The organism is bacterium (assembly GCA_024226335.1).
Lineage (GTDB): Bacteria > Myxococcota_A > UBA9160 > SZUA-336 > SZUA-336 > JAAELY01.
In genome coordinates this window covers 21,153-45,113 of sequence record JAAELY010000348.1, presented here as the reverse complement: position 1 = coordinate 45,113, position 23,961 = coordinate 21,153, and the positions used below count along the sequence as shown (strand labels likewise).

Annotated in this window: 20 protein-coding genes; 9 read left to right on the top strand and 11 right to left on the bottom strand. The window is 61.2% G+C overall.

Annotated features, from left to right (window positions below):
• Positions 1–134: 134 nt before the first annotated feature.
• From GY725_18215 to GY725_18195, 5 genes are read right to left on the bottom strand one after another with little or no spacing between them, the layout of a single operon-like run.
• Positions 135–665 (bottom strand): hypothetical protein, encoded by a 531-nt coding sequence (locus tag GY725_18215; protein MCP4006122.1) that lies wholly within the window; start codon positions 663–665, stop codon positions 135–137.
• A gap of 22 nt (positions 666–687) precedes the next feature.
• Positions 688–1,107: a PPOX class F420-dependent oxidoreductase gene (locus tag GY725_18210; protein MCP4006121.1), complete on the bottom strand. Its 420-nt coding sequence runs from the start codon at positions 1,105–1,107 to the stop codon at positions 688–690.
• Between the two features lie 22 nt (positions 1,108–1,129).
• A complete protein-coding gene (locus tag GY725_18205; protein MCP4006120.1) occupies positions 1,130–1,471 on the bottom strand; it encodes a nuclear transport factor 2 family protein in 342 nt (113 codons plus the stop codon).
• Positions 1,468–2,673, bottom strand: coding sequence for an acetate kinase (locus GY725_18200; protein MCP4006119.1), 1,206 nt, complete (start codon positions 2,671–2,673; stop codon positions 1,468–1,470). Before GY725_18200 ends, GY725_18205 begins: the two co-directional genes overlap by 4 nt.
• Positions 2,670–4,031 (bottom strand): aminotransferase class III-fold pyridoxal phosphate-dependent enzyme, encoded by a 1,362-nt coding sequence (locus GY725_18195; GenBank protein MCP4006118.1) that lies wholly within the window; start codon positions 4,029–4,031, stop codon positions 2,670–2,672. The genes GY725_18200 and GY725_18195 overlap by 4 nt, the downstream gene beginning before the upstream one ends.
• A 219-nt stretch (positions 4,032–4,250) precedes the next feature.
• Here GY725_18195 and xsc point away from each other — a divergent pair, with 219 nt between their 5' ends.
• A complete protein-coding gene (xsc, locus tag GY725_18190; GenBank protein ID MCP4006117.1) occupies positions 4,251–5,972 on the top strand; it encodes a sulfoacetaldehyde acetyltransferase in 1,722 nt (573 codons plus the stop codon).
• A gap of 40 nt (positions 5,973–6,012) precedes the next feature.
• Here the strand turns inward: xsc and GY725_18185 are convergent, their stop codons facing one another.
• The 3 genes from GY725_18185 to GY725_18175 form a co-directional block, all read right to left on the bottom strand.
• Complete coding sequence (locus tag GY725_18185; GenBank protein MCP4006116.1) at positions 6,013–7,233, bottom strand: cytochrome P450; 1,221 nt, start codon at positions 7,231–7,233, stop codon at positions 6,013–6,015.
• A gap of 23 nt (positions 7,234–7,256) precedes the next feature.
• Entirely contained in the window at positions 7,257–7,889 is a 633-nt protein-coding gene (locus GY725_18180) for a glutathione S-transferase family protein (GenBank protein MCP4006115.1), read from the bottom strand.
• A gap of 82 nt (positions 7,890–7,971) precedes the next feature.
• Entirely contained in the window at positions 7,972–9,252 is a 1,281-nt protein-coding gene (locus GY725_18175) for an alpha-hydroxy-acid oxidizing protein (GenBank protein ID MCP4006114.1), read from the bottom strand.
• Positions 9,253–9,515: 263 nt separating this feature from the next.
• On the opposite strand from GY725_18175, the gene GY725_18170 reads away from it, so the two are divergent.
• Both GY725_18170 and GY725_18165 read left to right on the top strand, forming a co-directional pair.
• Complete coding sequence (locus GY725_18170; GenBank protein MCP4006113.1) at positions 9,516–10,289, top strand: enoyl-CoA hydratase; 774 nt, start codon at positions 9,516–9,518, stop codon at positions 10,287–10,289.
• A 37-nt stretch (positions 10,290–10,326) separates the two neighbouring features.
• Positions 10,327–11,490 carry a nitronate monooxygenase gene (locus GY725_18165; protein ID MCP4006112.1) on the top strand — a complete coding sequence of 388 codons (1,164 nt, stop codon included), beginning with the start codon at positions 10,327–10,329 and terminating at the stop codon, positions 11,488–11,490.
• A 66-nt stretch (positions 11,491–11,556) separates the two neighbouring features.
• Here the strand turns inward: GY725_18165 and GY725_18160 are convergent, their stop codons facing one another.
• On the bottom strand, positions 11,557–12,177 hold the full coding sequence (locus GY725_18160; protein ID MCP4006111.1) for a glutathione S-transferase family protein: 621 nt from the start codon (positions 12,175–12,177) through the stop codon (positions 11,557–11,559).
• A gap of 214 nt (positions 12,178–12,391) precedes the next feature.
• Here GY725_18160 and GY725_18155 point away from each other — a divergent pair, with 214 nt between their 5' ends.
• On the top strand, positions 12,392–13,831 hold the full coding sequence (locus GY725_18155; protein ID MCP4006110.1) for a sulfatase-like hydrolase/transferase: 1,440 nt from the start codon (positions 12,392–12,394) through the stop codon (positions 13,829–13,831).
• Positions 13,832–13,855: 24 nt separating this feature from the next.
• On the top strand, positions 13,856–16,093 hold the full coding sequence (locus GY725_18150; protein ID MCP4006109.1) for a DUF3604 domain-containing protein: 2,238 nt from the start codon (positions 13,856–13,858) through the stop codon (positions 16,091–16,093).
• Between the two features lie 61 nt (positions 16,094–16,154).
• Here GY725_18150 and GY725_18145 read toward each other — a convergent pair whose 3' ends face one another.
• On the bottom strand, positions 16,155–16,859 hold the full coding sequence (locus GY725_18145) for a DUF2461 domain-containing protein (GenBank protein ID MCP4006108.1): 705 nt from the start codon (positions 16,857–16,859) through the stop codon (positions 16,155–16,157).
• A gap of 71 nt (positions 16,860–16,930) precedes the next feature.
• On the opposite strand from GY725_18145, the gene GY725_18140 reads away from it, so the two are divergent.
• Complete coding sequence (locus GY725_18140) at positions 16,931–17,890, top strand: alpha/beta hydrolase (GenBank protein ID MCP4006107.1); 960 nt, start codon at positions 16,931–16,933, stop codon at positions 17,888–17,890.
• Positions 17,891–17,952: 62 nt separating this feature from the next.
• Here GY725_18140 and GY725_18135 read toward each other — a convergent pair whose 3' ends face one another.
• A complete protein-coding gene (locus tag GY725_18135; protein MCP4006106.1) occupies positions 17,953–18,534 on the bottom strand; it encodes a hypothetical protein in 582 nt (193 codons plus the stop codon).
• 264 nt (positions 18,535–18,798) lie between these two features.
• Between GY725_18135 and GY725_18130 the strand changes: the two genes are divergently transcribed.
• The 3 genes from GY725_18130 to GY725_18120 all read left to right on the top strand — a co-directional run bounded on the left by GY725_18130 (position 18,799) and on the right by GY725_18120 (position 23,957).
• The gene (locus GY725_18130) at positions 18,799–21,735 is read left to right on the top strand and encodes a hypothetical protein (protein ID MCP4006105.1); all 2,937 of its coding nucleotides are present in this window, start codon (positions 18,799–18,801) and stop codon (positions 21,733–21,735) included.
• Between the two features lie 160 nt (positions 21,736–21,895).
• Complete coding sequence (locus GY725_18125; protein ID MCP4006104.1) at positions 21,896–22,489, top strand: TetR/AcrR family transcriptional regulator; 594 nt, start codon at positions 21,896–21,898, stop codon at positions 22,487–22,489.
• Positions 22,490–22,499: 10 nt separating this feature from the next.
• Positions 22,500–23,957: an aldehyde dehydrogenase gene (locus GY725_18120; GenBank protein MCP4006103.1), complete on the top strand. Its 1,458-nt coding sequence runs from the start codon at positions 22,500–22,502 to the stop codon at positions 23,955–23,957.
• The last annotated feature ends 4 nt before the right edge of the window (positions 23,958–23,961 follow it).

The window sequence follows — 23,961 nt, the reverse complement described above, 5'->3', positions numbered from 1 at the left end:
TGCGAAGCGCGATGCATCCGCCTGCGCTGCGTCGCGCGACCCTCTGCAGATCTACGGATCTGCGATCGGATCACGCTTCTTGCTCAGGCGGCGACTCCCGCTTCTCGCTCGAATCCTCCCTGTGCAGAGATTCCCTAGGCGAACTCCGGAACGTGGTCGATCGGAAGAAGGGGCGGGTTCGGAAGCTCTCCGGGTGTTTCCGGGTCTTCGTCTATGCGCCAGCATGCAAGCCCAATGGGGTTGCTCGTTGGAGTGATGAAGTCGAGTTGCATTCCGGCGCTGCCGTAGCCGGGAACTTCGATGCAATGACAGGTATTCGAGGATTTCTTTTTGGGATCCTCGTTCGAGGTCTCTTGAATCTCCCCAGGGGCTCCATCGGCCTCGCCACAGTGTTTGTGGGAGGAGGGATTCTCATGAGAGGAGTGATTCTCATGGGAAGTTCTGGAGTGCTCGTGCGCGGCTGCTGGACCATCGTGTGCCGGGCCGCGCAGTGATGCGTTCCGGTCCGCAACAGCCCAGGCATTGGCCACGCTACAGGGGTTGGCTGCTCCGCCAACGAATACGGCGAGCAGAAGCATCGACAGAACGAGCCCGCAGCTCTTTCTTAGGAGGTGAATCGAGAGCATTGCCGGGCCGACAGTAGCAGAAGGGAGTCGATTGGACATCCGGAAGCCCTTTGCCGGAGGCTCAACTCTCCCCGTGCTGAACCTGTGCCGCTCGACAGCGCTGGGTGTTGAGCATCACGGTGACCCGCTCGTCCCCAGGCTGGTGGTAGGGATACTCTTCGAGGCTGAAGTACTTCATGGCGATGCGATTGATGAACCGGTGGTCCGCGTCGTCGCTGAGTTCGGCATGCCCGCGGATTTCGAGATAGCGACGAGGGTCCTTCGGGTCGATCAGCAGCATGGTGAGCAGGTCGTCGGCCAGCAGGCAGCGATACTTGAAATAGGATTTCAGCGTACTGAATCCGACTCGTTCACCATCCCAGAGAAACGACACCACGTTATTGGCGAGAAGACCGTCGGGCAGGCGAAACGCCACCTGGGCGAGGATGGGACTCTCGAGCAGGTCGCGGTGTTTCTCGAGTTCTTCGATCGGATTTCCCATTGAACGCTTCCTCAGTCCTGTTCTATTGCTCTGCGGGTTCATCGGAAATGAAGTAGTTGAGCATTCGGATGCGATCGTCTTCGATGTGAAACACATCTACGGCGTGCACGGTCGACCCGATGGATAGGTCGATGAAGACCTCGGCAAACACCCGCTGGCCATCGCTGACCAGCGGTCCGGCCATTCGAGGGCTCGGTCCGCCGCCTTTGATGGCTGTCGAATAGAATTTCCGGATGGCTTCATGACCCGAGACACGCATGCCAAGGCCCAGGAGCACGGCGTCTTCGTGAAAGAGTTCGACCACGCCAATATCCTGTTCGCGCATGCGGGAGAAGTAGGCCTCCGCGACCTGTTCGGGTTTCATGATCGTTGCTCCTCTGATCGGGAATTGCGAACGACGTCCTGTGTATCCCGTGCGATTGCGAGTTCTTCATTCGACGCGATGACGAAGATCGCGACCCGGGAACCCTCCGTCGAGATCATCCGGTCGCTTCCCGCGCCGGTTTCATTCGCTCTGGGATCGATCTCGATTCCCAGTTCCTCGAGTCCGCTCGAGATGCGGTTCCGCAAAGACGGACTGTTCTCTCCCGCACCGCCGGTAAACACGATTGCGTCGGCCCCGCCCAGTACGGTGAGATGGGCGCCGATGTACTTGCGGACGCGATGTGCAAATACTCGAAGAGCCAGTTCCGCTCTGGCGTGGCCCGCCTCGGCTTCCCGCGTGAGTTCGCGAATATCCCCCGAGAGTCCCGAGATACCGAGTAGGCCGCTCTTGTGCTGCAAGAGGTCTTCGACCTCTCGCGCACTTCTATCGCCTTGCTCCTGCAAAAAGGCAGGGATCCCGGGATCGAGATCTCCAGAGCGCGTGGCCATCACGAGCCCTTCGAGTGGGGTCATTCCCATCGAAGTGTCGACCGAACGGCCGTCTCGCACCGCAGCGGTCGAGCAGCCGGCGCCGAGGTGGCAGGTGATGATGCGCGAACGGTGACTTTCCGGGCCGAGTAACTCGATCGCCCGCTCGGACACGGAACGGTGAGAACTGCCGTGGAATCCGTAGCGACGAATCCGATCCCGGGTATAGAACTCGTACGGGAGGGCGTATAGAAAGGCTTCTTCTGGCAAGGTCTGGTGGAAGGCCGTATCGAAGACCGCCACGTGGCTCGCATCGGGGAAATGCTTGCGAGCTGCGCGGATTCCCTGCAGGCACAGCGGATTGTGCAGAGGCGCCAGAGGTGCAAGGGCTTCGATCTCGCGTTCGATGCGCTCGTCGATGAGCACGGCTTTGCGAAAGCGCTCTCCCCCGTGGACGACCCTGTGCCCGACGGCTCCGATATCGGCGGACCCGGCAGAGAGTTCGAGCAAGGCTTTGCAGAGCGCTTCGAAAGCCCCTTCGTGGGTCGCGTCTTCCAGTCGCTGCGCGGTCTGCTGACTTCCCGCCTGGCAGCGCAGTTCGGTGTCGGCCCGGCCAAGTGGTTCTGCGATGCCGTTCGCCAGCACAGCGTGCTCGTCATCGAAAAGGCGGATCTTCAGAGATGAACTGCCGCAGTTGACGACCAGAGTGTTCAATCGCCGGCTCGATCGCGGGCACCGCACACGTGTTCAATCGCCGCTTCCGCGGTGTCCACCAGGAAGTCCGCTTCCGATTCGCTCAGAACGAAGGGCGGTGCCAGGATCAGTACGTTCATCAATCCCGGGGTCGTCTGCGCCGTTCGTCCGATGATCAGACCTCTTTCAGCGCAGAAGGAGAGGATCGCGGCGATTGTGCTGCTTTCCGCCGGTTGCTTGCTCTGTTGGTCGGTGACGAGTTCGATCCCGATCAAAAGACCCTTGCCGCGAATGTCTCCGATGCAGGGGTGTTTCGCGAGTCGTTGCAGTTTCGACAAGATGGATTTGCCCATCACACTCGCCCGTTCGACGAGCTGTTCGCGCTCGATGATCTCGAGGTTGCGCAAACCCACCGCCGTGGCGACGGGATGTCCGCCGTAGGTATTCACGTGGCGGAAGTGCCGACCGCTCTCGACTTCTCCCTCAAAGGCCTGGAATATCTCTTGACGCACGACGGTCGCGGCCAGTGGCATGTAACCGCTGGCTATACCCTTGGCGAAGGTGATGATGTCGGCTTCCACGCCCCAGTGCTGGTGGGCGAACATCTTTCCCGTTCGGCCGAAACCCGTCACCACCTCGTCGAGGATGAGCAGGACTCCGTGGCGATCGCAGATCTCGCGAACTCGCGGCAGATAGTCGTCGGGCGGAACGAGGATGCCGCCTCCGGCGATGATGGGCTCCATGATGAATGCGGCGACGCTATCCGCACCTTCTTGCAGGATGGTCTGTTCGAGTTTCTCCGCGCAGTCGCCCGTGTCGCGATACGGATCGGGTGCGTCGGTGAAGACGAATCCGGGAGCCAGGGGTTCGTAACCGGCTCGGCGTTGCTGCTGACCGGTGGCGCTGAGGGCCCCCAGGGTGTTTCCATGATAGCCGCGGGTGCGGGCGATAATCTTGAAGCGATCGGAAGTACCGCCGCTGCGTTGGGCTTGATACTGACGCGCGATCTTGAACGCCGCTTCGTTGGCTTCGGATCCGCTATTCGAAAAGTAGACCTTGCCGGGATAGCCGAGCAGTTCGACTAGTTTCGCAGCCAGGCGGACGGCGGGTTCGTGGCTCATGGTCATCGGGACGTAGGCGAGTGCGGCCATCTGCTCCCGTGCGACATCCGCCAGTTCTTCGCGTCCGTGGCCAATATTGACGCACCAAAGTCCCGAGACCCCATCCAAGCACTGATTCCCACTGGCATCGAAAAGGAGCGATCCCTGAGCGCGTTCGATGAGCCTGGGCGGGGCGGACTCGATGTCCCTGTGCTGGGTGAGAGGATGCCAGAGACATTCCACGTCGAGTGCGTTCAGCTCGGCTTCGCGATCGGTCATGGGCCTACTCCTGGCTTCGCCTGGCATCGGGGCAAGCTATCGTCCAACGGACGAGCCTCGTTGTTGTACGATGCCAGCATCATAGACGAACTCGTCGATCCGAGTGCCGGGATGTCCCGGGTCCGCTCGGAGCCGGGACCGCTGATTCTGCACGGTCCAGGACAAGACCGGAAACCAGCACCCGAAACCAAGAATAGACCGGAATACAGGAGGGTGACGATGCCCCGGATAAGTGCGAGCGAAGCCTTTGTCGAAACACTCGTGGCGCATGGTGTGAAGGATGTATTTGGCATCGTGGGCTCGGCCTACATGGATGCGCTCGATCTGTTTCCCGGAGCGGGCATCCGCTTCATCTCCGTCGCCCACGAACAGAATGCGGCCCATATGGCCGATGGCTACTCCCGCGTTTCGGATCGCCACGGAGTCTGCATCGGGCAGAACGGACCGGGTATCACCAACTTCGTGACCGCCATCGCGGCGGCCTACTGGGCCCATTCCCCGGTGGTTGCGATCACGCCCGAGACCGGCAGCATGGGCATGGGACTGGGCGGTTTCCAGGAAACCGACCAGATGCCGATCTTCTCCAAGATCACCAAGTATCAGGCGCACGTGAGTCGGCCCGAGCGGATCGCGGAACTCACTCATCGCGCGTTTTCGATTGCGCAGCTCGAGCGGGGGCCGACGCAGGTCAATATCCCCCGCGATCACTTCTACGGGGAATTCGACTCAGAGATTCAGACACCCAAGCCCATCGAGCGTTCCGCCGGTGGTGCCGAGAGTCTCGAGGCCGCTGCCGAACTTCTCGCGAACGCGAAGTTCCCGGTCTTGCTGGCGGGAGGTGGCGTGGTCATGTCCGGGGGGTGTGCGGAAGCGGTGGCCCTTGCCGAATTCCTCTCGGCTCCGGTGATCACGAGCTATCTCCACAACGACGCGTTTCCCGCCAGCCATCCGCTCCTGTGCGGCCCGATCGGTTACCAGGGTTCGAAAGCTGCCATGCGTATCGTCGAGAAGGCGGATGTGGTTCTGGCGCTCGGTTCCCGGCTCGGCCCCTTCGGAACTCTGCCCCAGTACGGCATGGAGTACTGGCCGCAGAACGCGAAGATCATCCAGGTCGATAGCGATCCGCGATCGCTGGGTCTCGTTCGCCCCTTCGAGGTGGGAATCTGTGGCGATGCCAGGGCTGCGGCTGCCGATCTGCTCCTTCGTCTGACTTCCCCCGACCGCAAGGCTCCTGTGCTCGACGGTGCGGAGGCCCGGCGCAAGGAAGTCGAAGCTCAGAAGCAGAGCTGGGAAAAGGAACTCGATCAGATGTCTTCCGGAGACGGATCTCCGATCCCGCCCCGGCGCTGTCTGCGCGAACTCGAAAAGGCGATGCCTGCAGACGCCATCGTGGCCACCGACATCGGCAATATCTGCTCGGTATCCAATAGCTATCTGCGTTTTGAACGTCCCAATAGCTTCCTGGCCGCGATGAGTTTCGGCAATTGCGGATACGCCTTTCCCACCGCCATGGGTGCGAAGGTCGCTGCTCCGGAGCGTCCGTGTGTTGCGTATGTGGGAGACGGTGCTTGGGGCATGAGCCTCACCGAGGTGATGACCTGTGTGCGCGAGAACATTCCGGTGACCGCGGTGGTCTTCAACAACGGCCAGTGGGGCGCGGAAAAGCGCAACCAGATCGACTTCTACGACGACCGATACCTCGGTGTGAACCTCGAGAATCCGAGTTTTGCCGAGATCGCACGCGCGATGGGTGCGCAGGGCGTCCGCGTCGATTCTCCCGATCAGATCGGCGACGCGCTGCGCGAAGCGACTTCGTCCGATCGGGCGACGGTTCTGGAAATCATGGTCACCCAGGAACTCGGCGATCCCTTCCGGCGCGACGCATTGAAACAGCCCAAGCGCTTGCTCGAGAAGTACAAGGATTTCGGAGCCAAGAAATAGGAACCCGCGCACACGATCGAGCGGGTCGAGATCCGGCGGGTCAGGACGGGGTGACGCGCAGATTCAGTGATTCGAGCGTTCGCAATGCGGTGTAGGCCGCGAACTCTGGCGGATCGCCGATGAACTCGATTTTCGAGAAACGCTCCAGCAAGACTTCGAAGGCGATCTGGCCTTCGAGGCGGGCGAGGTTGGCTCCGATGCAGTAGTGCGTGCCCATTCCGAACGACAGCACCTGGATGTTCTCTCGATCGATGTCGAATTTCTCGGGTTCGGGATGAACCAGGGGATCGCGATTGGCGGCGGCGAGGTTCAACAGGACGAGTCGGTCCCGCTTGACCTCGAAGCCTGCGAGTTCCAGGTCCTCGCGGGCCGTGCGAGCGACCCAGATCAGCGAGGGCTCGAAGCGAATCGTTTCCTCGACGGCATTGCCAACCCTTTCCGGATTCTGTCGCAGGCGCGCCAGTTGAGCGGGGTTGCGAAGCAGGGTGTACAGCCCGTTGCCGATCAGATTGCGCGTGGTCTCGTGTCCCGCGACCAGTAGCTGGATCACCATTGCCGGGAGTTCTTCGGCACTCATTTTCTCGCCATCGTCTCTCGAGCGGATCAATCCGCTCAGGAGGTCTTCGGCGGGTTTCTTGCGCCGCTCGTTGATCAAGCGGTTCACGTAGTCGACGATGCCCGCGACTGCTTCGTCTGCGGCGGCGCGAGCCGAGGGCCGCGGAATTCCCGTGGCCACATTGATCGCTTCGGTCCAGCGCTGCATCTGTGCGTGATCGACATCGGGAATGCCGAGCAACGAGCAGATGATGTTGAGGGGGAAGCGCTGTGCGAAGGCGGCGTAGAAATCGACTTCGCCCGCTTCGGCCATCGCATCGGCGAGTTCGTGGGCGACGCCTCTTGCCATTGCATCCATCTTGGCGACGCGCCGCGGCGTGAAGGCGTGACTCACCAGAGAACGCAAGCGAGTGTGTGCCGGTGGGTCCAGTGCGACGACGTTGTTTCGCATCCAGTCGACGAAGGGGCCGGACTCCCATCCCATGGATTCAAAGGCTCGGGTACCCATGGCGCCGAGACGCGAATCACACAACGCATCGCGCACGTCGGCGTGGTGGAAGAGCATGATCGAGTCCATGGCCGGGACGCGTCCCGCTCGAATCCCATCGCCAAACCAGGGCGTAAAGTGGGCTCCGGGCTGACGCCAGAGTTCGGGATCGGTCATGTCGACGAGCGGAGCTGGATCGCTTGAGGCCGGATTCGTCAAACTGCTCTCCCTGAATTCATCGGTTACTGAATGAGCACCGAGCGCACCGCATCCCGGTCCCGGTAGTCGCGGTCCCAACGAGCCAGGTGCTCGAAGGACGGATCGATTTCGACCTTTCCGACGCGGGCGAACTGGAATCCCGCCGCCAGGTTGCAGTCGGCGATCGTGGGGCGATCTCCGGCCAGGAACGGACGGCCATCTGCGAGCAATCGGTCCAGGATGTTGAGGGCATCTGGAAGCAGACCGCGAAAATGGGCCGCCATCTCGGGTGAGGGCGGAAGACCGAGGGGCGAGTTGGTCGAGTGAACGACGCGTGCGATCGGAAACAGAACGCCGAAATCCGCGATGCGTGCGAGTTCGCGGACTCGCGCACGCTCGCGAATCCCGACTCCGATCATCGGCGGTTCCGGACAGACCTCTTCGAAGTACTCCATGATCGCCGCCGACTCCGTCAGGAAGCTCCCGTCTTCGAATTCGAGAACGGGTAGCTTTCCCAGCGGATTGCGACTCAAGTGCTCGGCTTTCTTCTGCTCGCCCTCGCGCAGATTGACCATGATCTCTTCGACGTCGATCTTCCCTCCCATGGCGGCCTTTTCGGCCAGATAGAGGCGAACGCGGGTGGGATTCGGGGCGATGATGAAAACGTAGAGCTTCACGATGCGGCTGCTCTCAGGTGATCTGTTCCCCTGAGGATACGTGAGCCGAAGCCATACCGGCAAACGAACGAAGGGCTTCCCGCTAACCCGGGACCTCGCAGGCCGAACTTCGCCTGGTCACGTGTGCGCGGGTGATCGACTTCAGGTCTGGCGTTCCGACTCCCTTCATGGTCGTCGCGAGTTCACTTCGCAGGATCTCGAGCACGGCTTCGACGCCAGGTTGACCGAAGGCCGCCAACCCCCAGGCATAGGGCCGGCCGACGCACACGGCATCGGCACCCAGCGCCAGGGCTTTGAAGATGTCGGTCCCCCGGCGGAAGCCACTATCGATCAGGATCGGGATGCGTCCGCCAACTTCTTCGACGATTCCCGGAAGGACTTCGATCGTGGACAATCCGCTGTCTTCAGCTCGACCCCCGTGGTTGGAAACCACGATCCCGTCGACTCCGTGCTCGATACACAGGCGCGCGTCCTCGCGTGTGAGGATCCCTTTGAGCAGCAACTTCATCGACGTCGCATCGCGAATCCTGTCCACGTAGTCCCAGTCCAGGAGCATGAGATTCTCGAGGCGTCTTCCCAGATCGAATCCAACCGCATCGGCTGCGCCAATCGCTCCGCGAAGGATGTCGTCGCCGAAGGACTTGTGACACGCCTGGCACTCCTCATTGCTCGATCTGCGAAAGCGGCGAATCCGATCCCGGTTCTGTCCAAAGGGGGTGGCCGTCATGTCTACGGTCAGAACGACGGCGGGGCAGCCTACCTCTTCGGCCTTTTTCAATTGCATGCGCGTCGCGGGCCAGATGCCGGGTGTGTAGAGTTGGAACCAGACCGGGGTGCCTCGCGCCTCGACCACCTCTTCGATCGGCACGGATGTACCCGTCGACAGGATCTGCAGTTGGTCCGTGCGCCGGGCGGCTCGCGCAACGGCGAGTTCCCCCTGTGGATGGAATGCCTTCTGAGTGCCCATCGGAGCCAGGACGATTGGGCTGGAGAACCTGGTTCCGAAGAGTTCCGTCGAGGTGTCCAGTTCGCGAACATCGACCAGACGCCGCGGCAGCAACTGGAAGTCGTCGAATGCGGATCGGTTAGCTCGAAGAGTGACCTCGTGCTGAACGCCCATCGACAGATAGGTGTAGTGCGCTGGGGACAAATTCCGTTCGGCTACGGCCTCGAAGTCAAAAACGTTGATTGCATCCGCAGCGGCCGTGATGATCTCGCGGGTTTCCTCCGGACTTGCAGAGGTTTCTCCCAGTTTTGTAAGCAGATGCTCGAATGCGGCGACCGGTTGTGGGCAGAGCAGGAGCGGGCTCGCCAGGAAAAGTCGGAGGAGAGAACGTCGTCCAGGGTCGATTTGTGGGGACATGGGAATAGGCTACCGCAAGAAGCGTGCCCCGAATGGCTGGCTGTTAGGGGACCTTTGGAGAGGCTCTCCGCGATCTCGGTGCAAGTTCCGAACGACATCGCAATCGAGTGAATGCAGCCCTTTTTCGAATACTCAACTGGCCAGGTTTGCGGGACACGAAGGGGAAGATTGACAAAGTGTCGGTCTCTGAGGTAAGCACGATGTGCGCGAATTACCACCACAGACCCGACCCGGTACCGTAGAAGCCGGGAAGAGGAGGGTGCATGGACGAGATCCTCGTAGATCGCGAAGAAAACGGCGTCGTGACCCTCACGCTCAATCGACCGCAGGTGAAGAATGCGGTTGCGGGTGAGATGTGGGAGGAGTTGCAGCACGTCTTCGAGGAGGTGACGCGCACCGAGAGCGATCGCGTCCTGGTCATCACCGGGGCCGGCGGAGCCTTTTGTGCGGGGGCCGAACTGAGCAACAAGATGGGAGCGGGAACCCACCCGCTCAATTCCATGCACTCGGTGAACGCCGCGGCCATGGCGCTGCACGAAGTTTCGAAACCGACGATTGCAAAGGTACGTGGCCCGGCTGTCGGAGCGGGCATGAACCTGGCGCTGGGATGCGACTTGATCGTCGCGTCCGAGAACGCGCGCTTCTCGCAGATATTCGCGCAGCGCGGGCTCTCGGTTGATTTCGGAGGGACCTGGTTGCTGCCGCGCCTGGTCGGCCTTCACAAGGCCAAGGAGTTGGCGCTTTTCGGAGACATCATTTCCGCTGAGGAAGCGCGAGAGATGGGCATCGTGAACCGCGTTCTTCCCGATGACCAGTTGGACGCTTTCGTGGCCAATTGGGCGGAGCGTCTGGCCGCGGGTCCGCCTCTGGCGTTGCAGATGACGAAGAAGATGCTCGCGAACTCTCTGTCGCTGAGCCTTTCGGAGGCGCTCGGTCGGGAAGGCGTCTCACAGACCGTGAACTTCTCTACCAAGGATACGCTCGAGGGCGTGGCGGCGTTCGTAGAGAAGCGCAAGCCGGTCTACAGAGGACGTTAGTCGAAGACCACAAGTGAAGAACAGGAGGCCATCGCAAGTGTCCAGACCCATGCTTCGAACGGAGTTCTGTCAACGAGTCGGGATCGAATACCCGGTGGTGCTTGCGGGCATGGGGCCCGTTGCGGGGACCGGAGCCCCGGTGGCCTCTGCCGAACTCGTCGCGGCTGTCTCGAATGCAGGCGGCCTGGGCGTGCTTGGCGGGGTGGCCTACTCCCCCGATGAACTGCGCGCCGAGATCCGCAAGATCCGCTCGCTCACCGACAAGCCTTTCGGTATCGACCTGCTTTTGGCTCAAACGTTTCTGATTTCGCGTTCCGCTGGTCCGACACTTTCAGCTCCGTCCGCTGACAAGCTCCCTCAGGAACACCGCGATGCCGTGCAGCGCGTCGCCGACGAACTCGAAATCGTCCTGGAGAAAGCTCCACCCGAACAAGACCAGATGGGTTCGTGGATACCCGAGGGCAAGAGTTGGGCGGGTTCGCAGATGGAGGTGATCCTGGAGGAAGGAGTTCCCGTGTTCGCGTCCGGTCTGGGAACGCCCGGTCCTTTCGTGGAGGCTCTCGAGGCGAACGGCACGACGATCCTCTCACTGGTGGGCAACGTCCGTGCCGCCGAACAGGTCGCCCGCGACGGTGCGCACTATGTGGTCGCTCAGGGTACCGAGGCGGGCGGGCACACCGGTCGCATCGGTACGTTGGCCTTGCTGCCGCAGGTCATGGACGCGGTCGCGCCACTGCCGGTCATCGCGGCCGGCGGGATCGCGAGTGGCCGCGCGTTGGCAGGCGTGCTCGCCGTCGGGGCCGTCGCCGCCTGGTGTGGCACCGCCTTCCTGGTTTCTGAAGAGGCCAACCAGCCCGATCTGCAGAAACAGCGCATCATCGAAGCTGCGGCCGAGCAGACCATCGTGACGCGCCTCTACAGCGGCAAGACCATGCGCAATATCTCCAATCCACTGATCGAAGCCTGGGAACGCCAGAACATCCATGCCCTTCCGATGGGCGCGCAGGCCATCTTGATTCGCGATCTCAGCTACTCGATTCAGAAAGCGGGTCGCGAAGACCTGCTGATGAACGCCGCGGGGCAGACGTCGGGCATGCTGCACAAGAAGCGCCCGGCTGCGGAAATCCTCGACGAGATGGTGGCCGAGGCGGCCGAGATCCTGGCGTCGGGTCTGGGCAAGCGAGTAGAAGCGGCCGTCTGAGTCGGGAGTCAGTGCTCCGAGAGGATGGTTTTGTCGAAGCGCTGGAGGTCAGTCCAGCGCTTCGCTTCATCCGGCCATCTCTGCAGCAACCTGAGCGATACTCGGACGTTTCGCGAGCTGCCCGATCAATTCAGTGATCTGCGGATGGTCGGCCAGCAAGTCTACGTCGGCGACCTTCTTGGCCAGGGTGCCGGCCAGGCCAAACGTGTAGAAGATGTAGAGGTCTGCCAGCGTGAAATCCGCTCCCGCAGCGTGGGGGTCGCATACGCACAAGCGAGCCACCGCCTTCATCCCCGTCGCCAGATCCTTTTTGACCTGCTCTTTGGTCTCATCACTAACCGGCTTGCCAAACAAGAGTTCAGGGAGGCAGCGCCGGGCGACGAGTTCGATGTCCAATTTGAGATGGCAGACCAGCTCAATGACTTTGCCCGCCGCGAACGGATCGCTCGGCAGTAGCGCAGGCTCAGGCTTCAGGCGTTCTAGATAGTTGAAGATCGCCAGCGACTCGGACATAAACCGGCCGTCGACCTCGATCGAGGGCATCTTGCCCATCGGTGAACGCTGCAGATAGTCTTCGTCCTGGGAAGGTGGCGCTTTGACCTCTTCGAAGTCGAGCCCCTTCTCGATCAGCAGGGCCTTGGTCAGGCTGTAGTAGTTGCTCATGCGCAGGCCGTAGAGTTTGATCATGATCCCTCTCATCTAGATCGCTGTAGGCTTCCCGCAAGCAGATTTCCTGCTCCGTCCGGGCGCATTCTGGACCGTCTCTACCGCTTTCGCAATCGTCTGATTGGCACGCATCGGGCTATCGCAGTTCCGTCCTTTTCTGACAACGAGACTCGGGTCAGGCACAATTGCTCGGACCAGGTGGGCCGATGCAACCGCACTCGTGACGGAGACCCTCGTGACACGACCGAACTTCGTACTCTTCATCCCGGATCAATTGCGCTTCGATGCGGTGGGCTGCTTCGGAAACGAACTCGCACGCACCCCGCATATCGATGCGCTCGCGGCTCGCGGTACGCGCTTCACTCGCGCCTACGGACAGCATTCCGTCTGCTCTCCGAGTCGAGTTTCGTTTCTGACGGGCTGGTATCCGCACGTGCGCGGTCATCGCACACTGGGTCATCTTCTCCAGCCCGAAGAGCCGAATATCCTGCGGATCCTGAAGAACGCCGGCTATCACGTCGCTCATGCGGGGTTGCGCGGCGATACCTTTGCAAAGGGAATGACGGAGGAGAGTACGAGTCGCTTCGGCTTCGAAGTGTCGCCCGAGATGCTCTATTCGCCTTCGCCCTATGAAAGAGAACATCCGCTCTCCCGTGCGTTCTATCACGGACTTCGCGAGCGCTCCGGAGTGTCGCTCGATTTCGACGAGGCGGTGATACGAACGGCTGAACTGTGGTTGCAGGAAGGAATTCCCGAACCCTTTGTTTTGTACTTGCCGCTCATGTTTCCTCACCCTCCTTTTGAGGTCGAAGAACCCTGGTTTTCAATGCACGACCGCGCGGCGACACCGCCTCCTCTTGCGGCCGACCTCGCCGACAAGCCGAGTTATATGCAGGCGATCGTGGACCGCTACGGAACCAATCGTCTCGGTGCCGACGATTGGGCGGAGATTCGCGCGACCTACGCGGGGATGGTCAGCCGTATCGACGATCAGTTGGGACGGATCAATCGCGCCGTCGACGTCGCCGGGTTCGCTCACAATACAACGACGTTCTTCTTCAGCGATCACGGCGAGTATCTGGGCGACTTCGGCCTGATCGAGAAATGGCCGGCCGGGCAGCACGAGAGCCTGCTCCACAATCCGCTCGTCATCGCGTCCCCGGACGCAGCGGAAGGAGCGGTCACGGACAGTTTTGCCGAACTCATCGACATCGTTCCGACCTTGCTCGAAATGGCGCAACTCGAAGCGGACTACTCGCATTTCGGCAGGAGCCTGGTTCCCCTGCTGGGAGATGCCTCTCTGGTCCACAGAGACGCCGCCTTCAGCGAGGGTGGTTTCGGCAAGAACGAGAAACATCTATTGGAGCAGCCGGACTATCCCTACGACCTGAAAGGTGCACTCCAGAACGAAGAACCGCTCACGAACGGCCGAGTGCTGACGATTCGCACCGATCGCTTTACCTACTGTCATCGGCTCTACGAGGCGGACGAACTCTACGATCGCACACAGGATCCCGGTGAGTGCCAGAATCTGGCCGGCGATCCGAAGCACGCTGCGGTCGTCGCGGATCTGCGCGCCCAGTTACTCGATTGGATGTGCATGAGTGGTGACGTAATTCCGTGGAAAGAGGATGCGCGCTTCGATACGATTGGCGCGATTCGGCCCAGGGCCTGATTTCGCGAATCCGGGGAGTCCCGATTGAAGAAGATCTTGTTGGGTGTTGTGTACTTCACGGTCGGCGCCGTTCTGATCGTGGCGGCGGCCTACGCAATGCTCCTGCGCGGAACCGGTGGCGACTACATCAGCCAACCTCAGATCTCCCGGACCGCGCGTGATCCGCTTTCCGTATCCCGGTCTCGAGCCACTCAGGTCCATGCGGGAGCGTCCGCCGACAGACAGATTCTGTTCGGCGATCTTCACGTGCACACGACGTGGTCTTCCGACGCTTTTCTGTTCAGTCTGCCGCTCATTCAGGGCGAGGGTGCCCATCCGCCCGCGGATGCCTGCGACTTCGCCCGCCATTGTTCCGCGCTCGATTTCTGGTCGATCAACGACCACGCCGAGATGCTGACGCCCGAACAATGGCGGGAGACGATCGCTTCGATTCGCGAGTGCAACGAGGTTTCCGGCGGAGGGTCGGATCCGGATCTCGTATCGCTGCTCGGCTGGGAGTGGACCCAGATGGGAAGCGAACCGGAGAACCACTACGGCCACAAGAACGTCATTCTGCGGGGGATTGGTGCAGGCGAAGTCCCGACGCGCCCGATCGGTGCCGGTCAGAATCTGCTCAACGACGCCATTGCCGGAATGGGTCCGATGCGCGTGGCCCTGCCGGTTCTGGATCGCGAGAACTTCAGCTACTACATGGATTTCAACCGCTGGGTAACCGAGGCCATGGCCACGCCATTGTGTGAAGAAGGCGTCCCCGTGCGCGAACTTCCGGAGAACTGTATCGAGACGGCACGGACGCCCGGGACTCTGTTCGCAAAGCTCGACGACTGGGGTTTTGACAACCTCGTGATCCCGCACGGCACGAGCTGGGGCATCCACTCACCCGCGCTGTCCTCGCTCGCCTCACAGATGGGAACGGGTGGCGAACTGTCCGAGAGGCAACCTCTGTTCGAGGTCTTCTCCGGTCATGGAAATTCGGAACGCTACGGTCCGTTTGCAGCCCTTACCAGAGATCAGAATGGCGAACTCGTGTGCCCGGAGCCCAGCGACGGCTACGAACCGTGCTGTCATCGCGCTGGAATCCTCGCGCGTCGGACCTGTGCGGATCCGGAATCCGAGGAATGCGCGGACAGAGTCCGGCGTGTGCGCGACGATTTCATTGCGGGGTCATACGGCAGTTCCCGTTTTCACTTGATTCCCGGTGCAACGCCGGAGGATTGGGGTGAATGCGGTCAATTGCCCGGCGGCTTCATGCCCGCTTTCATGTACCGGCCGATGATGAGTGCGCAGTACGGACTGGCGCTGGGTGCATTCGGAGAGGGCCGGGAACCCGGTCGCTATCGCTACGGGCTGATTGGCTCGAGTGACAATCACAAGGCTCGGGCGGGTACCGGTTACAAAGAGTTCGGGCGCAAGGCGATGACGGACGCATGGGGTATCGATGGCGCCGTACTCGAGCGCCTCGAACCCGATCCCGAGGTGCTCGCTGCCGAACGCGAGAAGGGAACGCTCGCGCTCGACGAAGTTCGCCCGTTGACGGGTTTCATGCCGGAACGGGGGGCGTCCTTTTATTACACCGGAGGTCTCGTTGCGGCACACGCCGAGGGGCGCGGACGCGATGCTCTGTTCGACTCGCTCGTTCGGCGCGAGGTCTATGGAACCTCGGGTGATCGAATTCTCCTCTGGTTTGATCTCCTGCTGCCCGACGGCACATCGAAACCCATGGGAAGCGAATTCGAGCTATCCGAGAATCCGCGTTTCGAAGTTCGTGCAGTCGGCTCTTTCGAGCAGAAGCCCGGGTGTCCGCAAGACGTGGTGTCCAGCCTCGGTAGGGAGCGAACCGAACGTCTTTGCCTGGGCGAATGCTACTTCCCCAGCGACACGAGAAACGAAATCACGCGCATCGAAGTCGTGCGCATCCGTCCGCAGAAAAGTCCCGATGAGCCGGTGGCTCCCCTGATCGAAGACCCGTGGCGGATTCTGCCCTGTAGCGATACTGGTGGCGGTTGTCGGGTCGAGTTCGAAGATCCCGACTTCTCCCACAGTGGGCGCGAAACGATCTATTACGTTCGCGCGATTCAGGAAGCGAAACCGATGGTGGCCGGAGATCCGCTTCGCTGTGATCGCGACGAGCGAGGCCAGTGCATCCGACCGAGGCCGTGTTACGCGAACGGGCCGAAGTTCGATCCGGGCGACGAATGCCTGGACGAGGTAGAGCCACGAGCCTGGTCATCGCCGATCTTCTTGACGCAAGCGTCGAACTAGCTCGGGAGTCCGCAACTCGAATCGCTGCCGGATTCGCGTGTACGTGTTGGAGTCGACTTCCTCAGAAGGGGAGGTCGAGCGCTTCGCAGATCAACTTCATGAACGGCCGGGCCGCTTTGAAGTGAGTCTCCACCTTGTCGGTGAATCGGGGCTTGAACAGGTCTGTCAAGGTCAGGTCCGCGACCGCGATGAAGTCCTTGCGCTTGAGATCGTCGATCAGTGGGTGGTCCGCGTCGTAGCCTTTCGGAGGTCGTTTCAGGCTTTCCCCGCCAAGACTGAAGTACTGGTTGAAAGTCTTCTCGTCCCGGACTTTGAGCCACTTCCTCGGCTGCTCGTCCAGGTACTCGCGCATGGCTGCGAGCGTGGGCCCATCGGGATGCCACATACCCACGCCGATGAACACCTCGTCGAGATCGAAGTGCACGTAGAGCCCTGGAGCGTGTACGTCTTTGCCCGCCTCGTGACGGAACTGCACGCCCACATTGGTCTTGTAGGGGGTCTTGTCCTTTGCGAAGCGCGTGTCCCTCTGCGGTCGCATCATCGAACCGCCCACCTTCTTATTGCAGGCGACCAGGTGTTTCGACAGCTTTCGCAGGCGTGGCTCCATCGCTCGAATGAAGGCCAGGGTAGGCTCGCGCACCTGTTCCTCGTAGCGCGTCTGGTTCGCCTTGAACCAGTCGCGATCGTTGTTCACGCTGAGTTCGGCCAGAAACTCGATCGCACTCTCCCGATAGCGCGTGAATTCACCAGGCGTTTTCGCTGTCATCGAAGCCTCCGTCGAGGTGCCACTCTACCCGTTTCAGGTTGCACCCGTATGTTTCTGGCAGACTAGGACTCATGCACGAAATCCAACACCGCACAGTAGAGACCAACGGCATCCAGATGCACATCGCCGAGGCGGGGGAGGGTCCCCTCCTGGTCCTTTGTCACGGCTTTCCCGAATCCTGGTACTCGTGGCGTCACCAACTCTCGGCTCTGGCCGAGGCCGGGTATCACGTGGTCGCTCCCGACCAACGCGGATACGGTCAGACGACGGCACCTGAAGCGGTCGAGCAGTACACGCAGTTCCACCTCGTCGGCGATATCGTCGGCCTCGTCGCTGCTCTCGGAGAAGAGCAGGCCGTGATCGCCGGCCACGACTGGGGCGCGCCCGTCGCCTGGAACGCAGCGCAGTGGCGTCCCGATGTTTTCCGCGCAGTGATCGGTTTGTCGGTGCCCATGTCGGAACGCACACCGATTACGCCGATTCAACTGTTCAAGAATATGTTCGGCGACACCTTCTTCTACATCCTCTACTTCCAGACTCCGGGCGTGGCTGAGCACGAACTTCGCAGGGATGTGCGCAGGAGCGTTCGCGACTTCATGTACGCCGCCTCCGGCGACCGGCCCGAGGACGACGGGATTTTCCGCACACAGAGCAAGCGTGCGGCCTTCCTCGACCAGATGCCCAGTAGCGAGAAGCTGCCCGACTGGCTTTCCGAAGCGGATCTCGACTTCTTCGTCGGCGAGTTTGAGCGCAACGGTTTCCGCGGTGGCCTCAACTGGTACCGCAATATGGATCGCACCTGGGAGTATTCGGCGGCTTTTCAGGGCAAGAAGATCGAGCAGCCGTCTCTGTTCATCAGCGGGGATCGCGACCTGATCGCCGGTAACCCGTTCTGGGAGCAGAACATGCGCGCGGTCTGTACGGGATTGCAGGATCCGGTCATCCTGCCCGGCATCGGGCACTGGACCCAGCAGGAGGCGCCCGACGCGGTGAACCGCGCCATGATCGACTTCCTGAAATCCCTCGACTGAGGCCAAGTGAACCTACATCGGATGGGAAGCGCAACGATCCGCCAGCCGAGTTCGGCTGATGCTCATCCTCGAGATGGAGCGATCGGCCCAGTTCGGTTCCCGCTTCCACCGGCAAGGTGAAATCGCCGCGCGTTGTACCCGTTGATGGCCAGCAGCAGTCCGGCGAGGGCCAAAAGGGCAGGCCCCGAGAGCGATGGGGCCGAGACCATCGGCGAGATACTTCCGGAGAGGAACGAGCCAGCGTGAAACCCATTGCCGCCGATGTCGTACTCGCTTCGGGCCAGATCGAGCGATGAAGAGGCCGAGGGCGTCAGGGGCGCTAGCAGGAAGAGTGTAATATCGACCCCGTCGTCGTGAGCATTGCCTTCGAGTGTGATTTCGATGGAGTTGCCGACGTCAACGGTGCTTTTCAGGTTTGTGTGATCATGCAGGGTAAAGGGGACTTCCAGGGAGATGAATTGCTCGCTGCCATTCTCGAAATCGCCGACATCGAAAGTCCAGGTGAAGCTGCCCGTCATCTGGGAGCTATTTTCCGCCAGAACGACATCGTCGAGTGTATAGGTCACCGTTTTGGCTCGAGAATCGGACGCGACCAGGACGAGAATGAGAATTATCGCGAGACAGAATACTCGAGCAAGATTCATGAGTGGTGACTTTCCTGCCGAGCCTGGCGCGATGAGTGCGTTCGAATACTATACACCGAATCGAGGCATCAATACGCCATGGAATGCGAGGCAGAGGACATAGCTACCCCGGGAGAGCGGCTGTTTCTGAATCTCACGGGTGTCGCCGGGTTATTCGATTCGGTTCCCGAGTTACGCGATGCGTTATTCGGGGAGCCGGAGTCTGCCGCCGCCAGGCCTTGTCCGATCGATGCTGTCGTCTGTCTTCGGACCGAAGACGGGTCAGTGAACATCGTCGTCGTGATCCGCAATGGACAGATCCGGGTCCAAAGAGGCGAGGGATCCGCTGAAGAGGCCGAGGCGACGTTAGTCTTCGCTTCTGAGGACGAAATTGCGGCCATGGAACAGCTCGGACCGGATGACGAAGTGCGAAAATTCCTCGCGTCCGATGTACGGCTCGAAGGGAACCCTGCCGTTTTCGGCTACTACAGCTATCTGATGAGCCTCGTCGATCCGGGGGGAGGCCTCTCTGCCATTGAGGAGCAGAAGAGAAAGAACCGCGCCGTCGCTTTCGAAGTCGCCGCGAAGGCCGGTAAACCGGAGCGGCGTATGCGCGAAGCCCGTACCGCCGACCGTCTCAGGGCCGAGCCGGTCGATTCGGGCGTGCACTGGCTGAAAGAGGCCTATCTGGCCGACTCCTCCCTCGGGGATTTTCCACGCCTGGCGCGATTCAAGCAGGAACACCTCGAAGAGCTTCCCGAGGTCACCGCCGAGTACGGCGAACTCTTGACCGACTTCTTTCAGGAGAACGGCTACGAAAACCGCAACGATGGTACGCCCTGGGATCCCGCCCAGCGCACGGCCGAAGCGTTCTGTCACGTGATGCGCCACCGGGAGCCTCTACTGCGCAACGGAGATCTGCTGGCTGGGACCTTGACGCCCAACCCCATATGTGGCGCGGTGAACCATCCTTTCACCATCGGCTGGTCCATCTGGGGCGAGCTCAACACCCTTGACCAGCGAGAGTTGGATCCTTTTGCGATCACGCCAGAGACCGCCCGGACCCTGCACAAGAAAGTCCTCCCGTTCTGGATGAATCGTCACCTGCCTTACGTCTGGCAGCAGAGGTTGCGCGCCAGGCGAGAGCGGGGTGAATCAGTGCGCGCGGACCGGATCTACGACCGGATGTTCTTCCTCATTCCCTGGGGGCTGGTTTCGCTGAACCCGGGTAGCCCGGGTTTCGGCACGGCGGTGCGCAAGGGCCTGCCGGGGTTTCGCGAGCAGATCCAGCGGCAGAAGACGGAGTTCGAAAAGGATGCCGTTCTCGACGACGCCACTCGAGACGAGAAGCTGAAAGCTCTCGACGCGATGGACACCGCACTGGAAGGCGTTTCGCTCTATACCCGCCGACTGGCCGACCAGGTCGGCCTGGAGGCTCGCGCGGAAGCCGGATCGGATTCGAGAAGGGCGGAACTGAAAGAGATCGAACGCATTCTGCGCAAGCTGTGCAACGAGCCGGCCGCGACTCTCCACGAAGCTCTCCAGGCGATCTGGATTCTGTTCATTGGTATCGGACTGGACAGCATGGACGATGACATCGGCGTCGGTCGACTGGATCAGATCCTGCAACCCTATTTCGAAGCGGACATGCAGCGGATAAGTGGCGAGAAGGAGCGGGAAGCCTATCTCGAGCGAGCCCTGGAACTGGTGGGCTGTTTCTTCTTGCGACTGACCAGTCACCGTCTCGCGGCAGCCACCATCGCCTCCTGGCAGAACTCAGGTGCGCCGGGCGTGGCCTCCATCACCGTCGGCGGCGTTACACCTTCCGGGGAGGATGCGGTCAACGACATGACCTACATCATCCTCAAACTAACCGAGATGCTATCGCTGGACGATCCGGATATGGATGCTCGCTACATGAAGGGGGTGAATAGCGAGACCTATCTGAGGCGAGTCTGTGAGGTGAACTACATCACCTCTGGCACCCCGGCGATCCACAATGACCGACAGGTAATCGAGGGGCTGTGCCAGCACGGCTGGGCTCTGGAGGATGTCCGCGACTGGGTTCCCTGCGGCTGCGTGGAGCCGGTCATCTCCGGTAAGCACTTCGCCGCCACCGGTGACATCGATTCCAATCTGATGGTGCCGCTGGAGGTGGCTCTGAACAACGGTCGCCACTCGAAGTGGAACCGGTCGCCCGCGGATGAACCTCTGGGAACTCCGACCACCGGTGAGGTGGAGAGCTTCAACGACTTTGAAGCCTTCTTTGCGGCTTTCGAGCGACAGTTCTACTTCATCTACGAGCCGCTGATCGATGAGATCTCCCATGAACTGGTGAAGATCCATCCCGAAGTCATACCGGCGCCTCTCTATTCCGCCCTGCTGGAGGGGTGCATCGAGTCAGGCCGGGGGATGACCCAGGGAGGGGCCAGGTACAACTCTTCGGGGACCTCGTTCATTGGCCTTTCCGATGTCGTCGATTCGCTATTGGCGATCAAGAAGCTGGTTTTCGACGGCACCCATTGTCAGGACGGCAAGACAATCGGGTTTCGCGAACTGATGGATGCGGTTGACCACGATTTCAGAGGCGAGGTGCCCGGGAGTGACGAGGACAGACGCTACAAGCGGATCTACGCCTCTGCTCGGTTCTCAGCGGCGAAATTCGGTTCCGGGGATCCAGAGGCTCGGGAGATGGCCCATCGCGTGACCCGGATGATTCGCGAGTTCTTCAATCGGCACAGCAACAATCGCGGGGGTCCGTACACGACGGGTTATCGGACCAATAACAACCACACGGTCTTCGGCCGGGTCTCCGGGGCCTCCCCATCGGGAAGGCTTGCGAACACGCCGTTTACTTCGGGGCTCACCCCCAGTCCCATCGCGAGCAAGAACCTGCTCGACAATCTGATCGATGTGGGAAGCATCGACCCTCGCACCGCCGACAATAGCTATACGCTGAACGTGCGCCTGGCGTTCTCGAGCAATCGCAGCCATGCGAATAACATCGCCATGATCGCCCACTACGTGGACAGCTATTTCGACAGCGGCGGAATGCAACTCCAATTCAATATGGTCGATTCCGACACTCTCAAAGATGCCATGGCGAATCCAGAGCACTATCCCGATCTGATCGTGCGCGTCTCCGGCTATACCGGCTACTACACGCGCATGCAGCAAGATCTTCAGATGGAAATCATCGGACGGACCGAATTCGCACTCTGATCCTTTGGGTGAACTCGTGAAATGAGTGAACTCTCGGAGGCCTATTCTGCTTGACCCCATGCTCCTTTAGTGATAGCTAAAGGCCTTGGCTTCCCCTGTCACTCACATCGAGAACGGCCAGCGGAACCGGGAGAGGATCCTGGATGCCGGTTCCGCTCTGATGAGCGAGCGGGGGTTCGCCGGTGCCACGATTGCGGCGATCTGCGAGCGGGCCAAGGTGCGGCCGCCGACTCTCTACTGGCATTTCGGGGACAAAGAGGGCCTCGTCGCCGCGGTCATGGAGCGCGCTGCCGAACGCTGGTTCGAGGAATTCGTTCAGGACGAGGGAGTCGCCGAAGCGGGGCGTTCCGGCGTGCTGGGTGCGTTGTTCCGCGATCGGCCCGAGTTCTTGCGTCTGCTCCTTCTGCTCGCACTCGAACGCCGCGATCCCGCCGATGAGGTTCGCGGCGCTGTCGAGCGCATCCGGCAACGCGCAAAGCAGGCCTGGAGTGCGACGTTGGAGCAATTTCTCACCGGAATCGAGGATTCGCGGAAGCGCAAGAAGGCTGCGGGGCTTCTGTCCGAACTCGTCATCGCCCAGATGGACGGAATCTTCATCGCATCCCAACTCCATCCCCAGACGACGGATGTCGAGTCCCTGATCGAATTGATGGAGGTTGCGATTCGCGCGGCGGCACAGGAACTCGTCGAGCGATCGCAATCACCGGCGTCGAGCACTCGAACCCGTGCGCGACCGAGAAGGCAGTCTTCCTGAAGGAGTTTCGATGGCCCCTCACGTCGTCAAGGTTGAAGGTGTCGAAGTATCGGCTGACCACTGGATCGGCGGAGAGCGAGTCGCATCGCAGGAACGCTTCGAGGTGCGCTCTCCCATCGACGGAATGAAGCTCGCGGAAGTGTCGGCGGGCGGGGCTGCTGAGGTCGACGCGGCGGTCGAGGCTGCACGCCGCGCTTTCCCGGCCTGGGCCGAGCTCGGGCCGGAGGGGCGCGCGCCGATCTTGCAACGCTTTGCGGAAGCCATCGTCGAACGAGTCGACGAGATCGCTCCCGTCGAAACTGCGGATGTGGGCTCGCTCCTGATCGGAAATCAGAAGGCCGTGGTTCCGCGCTCGGCGCACAATATCTCGTTCTTCGCGGAGCGAGCGAAGAAACTCGGTGAAGTCATTGATTCGGAGCCGGTCGAGAACTGCGTGCGCTACGAACCAAGTGGCGTGGCCGCTCTGATCACTCCGTGGAATGCGCCGTTCATGCTGACGACCTGGAAGCTCGGCCCGGCGCTCGCTTCCGGTTCGGCCGTTGTGCTCAAACCGCCCGAGTGGGCACCGCTCTCCTGCTCGCTTCTCGCCGATCTCGCCGCGCAGGCGGGACTTCCCGCGGGGGTCTTCAATGTCGTCCAAGGCATCGGAGAGGACGCCGGTGCGGCACTCGCGCGGCATCCGGGTGTGGCGCGGATCAGTTTCACCGGTTCGACCGATACTGCGCGCCTGGTTGGAAAATCGGCGGCGGAAAACCTCTGCCCGGTGAGTTTCGAACTCGGAGGCAAGTCGCCGCTACTGGTCTTTGGCGATGCGGACCTCGACGCTGCGGCGCAGACGGTGGTCGCGCAGTACATGAACGCGGGCCAGGTGTGCCTGGCCGGGACGCGCATTCTGGTCGAGGCGAGCATCTCCGAGGCTCTGCGCGAGAAGGTCGCGGCCGCGGTCGCGGGCATGCGAGTTGGCGATCCGCGAGAACTGGGAACCCGCGTGGGGCCGCTGATTCACGCGGATCACTTCGCACGGGTTTCGGGTTTCGTGGAACGCGCGAAGGCGGCCGGAGCCCGAGCCGTGTGGGGCGGGGACCGACACACTGCAGGCGAGCTCTACTTCGAGCCCACACTGCTCGAAGATGTCGAGCGCGACTCCGAACTCTTCCGCAAGGAGGTCTTCGGCCCGGTGTTGAGCTGGCACACCTTCGAGAATGAAGAGGAAGCCGTCGACCTCGCCAACGACCAGGAGTACGGGCTCGCTGCGACGCTCTTCAGTGGTAGCGAGGAGCGCGCGCGTCGCGTCGCAGAGCGCGTGGTCGCCGGAACCGTCTGGGTGAATTGCTACTTCATCCGCGATCTCGCCGCACCGTTCGGAGGCTCGCGGAACTCGGGGATCGGCCGCGAAGGCGGAGACTGGAGTTTCGATTTCTTCTGCGATGTGAAGAACATCGCGATCCGCAAGAACTCATTCCAATGAGGAG

Coding starts and splice junctions, on each gene's coding strand:
- GY725_18215 (MCP4006122.1), bottom strand. CDS start 665: ATGTCCAATCGACTCCCTTCTGCTACTGTCGGCCCGGCAATGCTCTCG.
- GY725_18210 (MCP4006121.1), bottom strand. CDS start 1,107: ATGGGAAATCCGATCGAAGAACTCGAGAAACACCGCGACCTGCTCGAG.
- GY725_18205 (MCP4006120.1), bottom strand. CDS start 1,471: ATGAAACCCGAACAGGTCGCGGAGGCCTACTTCTCCCGCATGCGCGAA.
- GY725_18195 (MCP4006118.1), bottom strand. CDS start 4,031: ATGACCGATCGCGAAGCCGAGCTGAACGCACTCGACGTGGAATGTCTC.
- xsc (MCP4006117.1), top strand. CDS start 4,251: ATGCCCCGGATAAGTGCGAGCGAAGCCTTTGTCGAAACACTCGTGGCG.
- GY725_18175 (MCP4006114.1), bottom strand. CDS start 9,252: ATGTCCCCACAAATCGACCCTGGACGACGTTCTCTCCTCCGACTTTTC.
- GY725_18170 (MCP4006113.1), top strand. CDS start 9,516: ATGGACGAGATCCTCGTAGATCGCGAAGAAAACGGCGTCGTGACCCTC.
- GY725_18160 (MCP4006111.1), bottom strand. CDS start 12,177: ATGATCAAACTCTACGGCCTGCGCATGAGCAACTACTACAGCCTGACC.
- GY725_18145 (MCP4006108.1), bottom strand. CDS start 16,859: ATGACAGCGAAAACGCCTGGTGAATTCACGCGCTATCGGGAGAGTGCG.
- GY725_18140 (MCP4006107.1), top strand. CDS start 16,931: ATGCACGAAATCCAACACCGCACAGTAGAGACCAACGGCATCCAGATG.
- GY725_18135 (MCP4006106.1), bottom strand. CDS start 18,534: ATGAATCTTGCTCGAGTATTCTGTCTCGCGATAATTCTCATTCTCGTC.
- GY725_18125 (MCP4006104.1), top strand. CDS start 21,896: ATGAGCGAGCGGGGGTTCGCCGGTGCCACGATTGCGGCGATCTGCGAG.
- GY725_18120 (MCP4006103.1), top strand. CDS start 22,500: ATGGCCCCTCACGTCGTCAAGGTTGAAGGTGTCGAAGTATCGGCTGAC.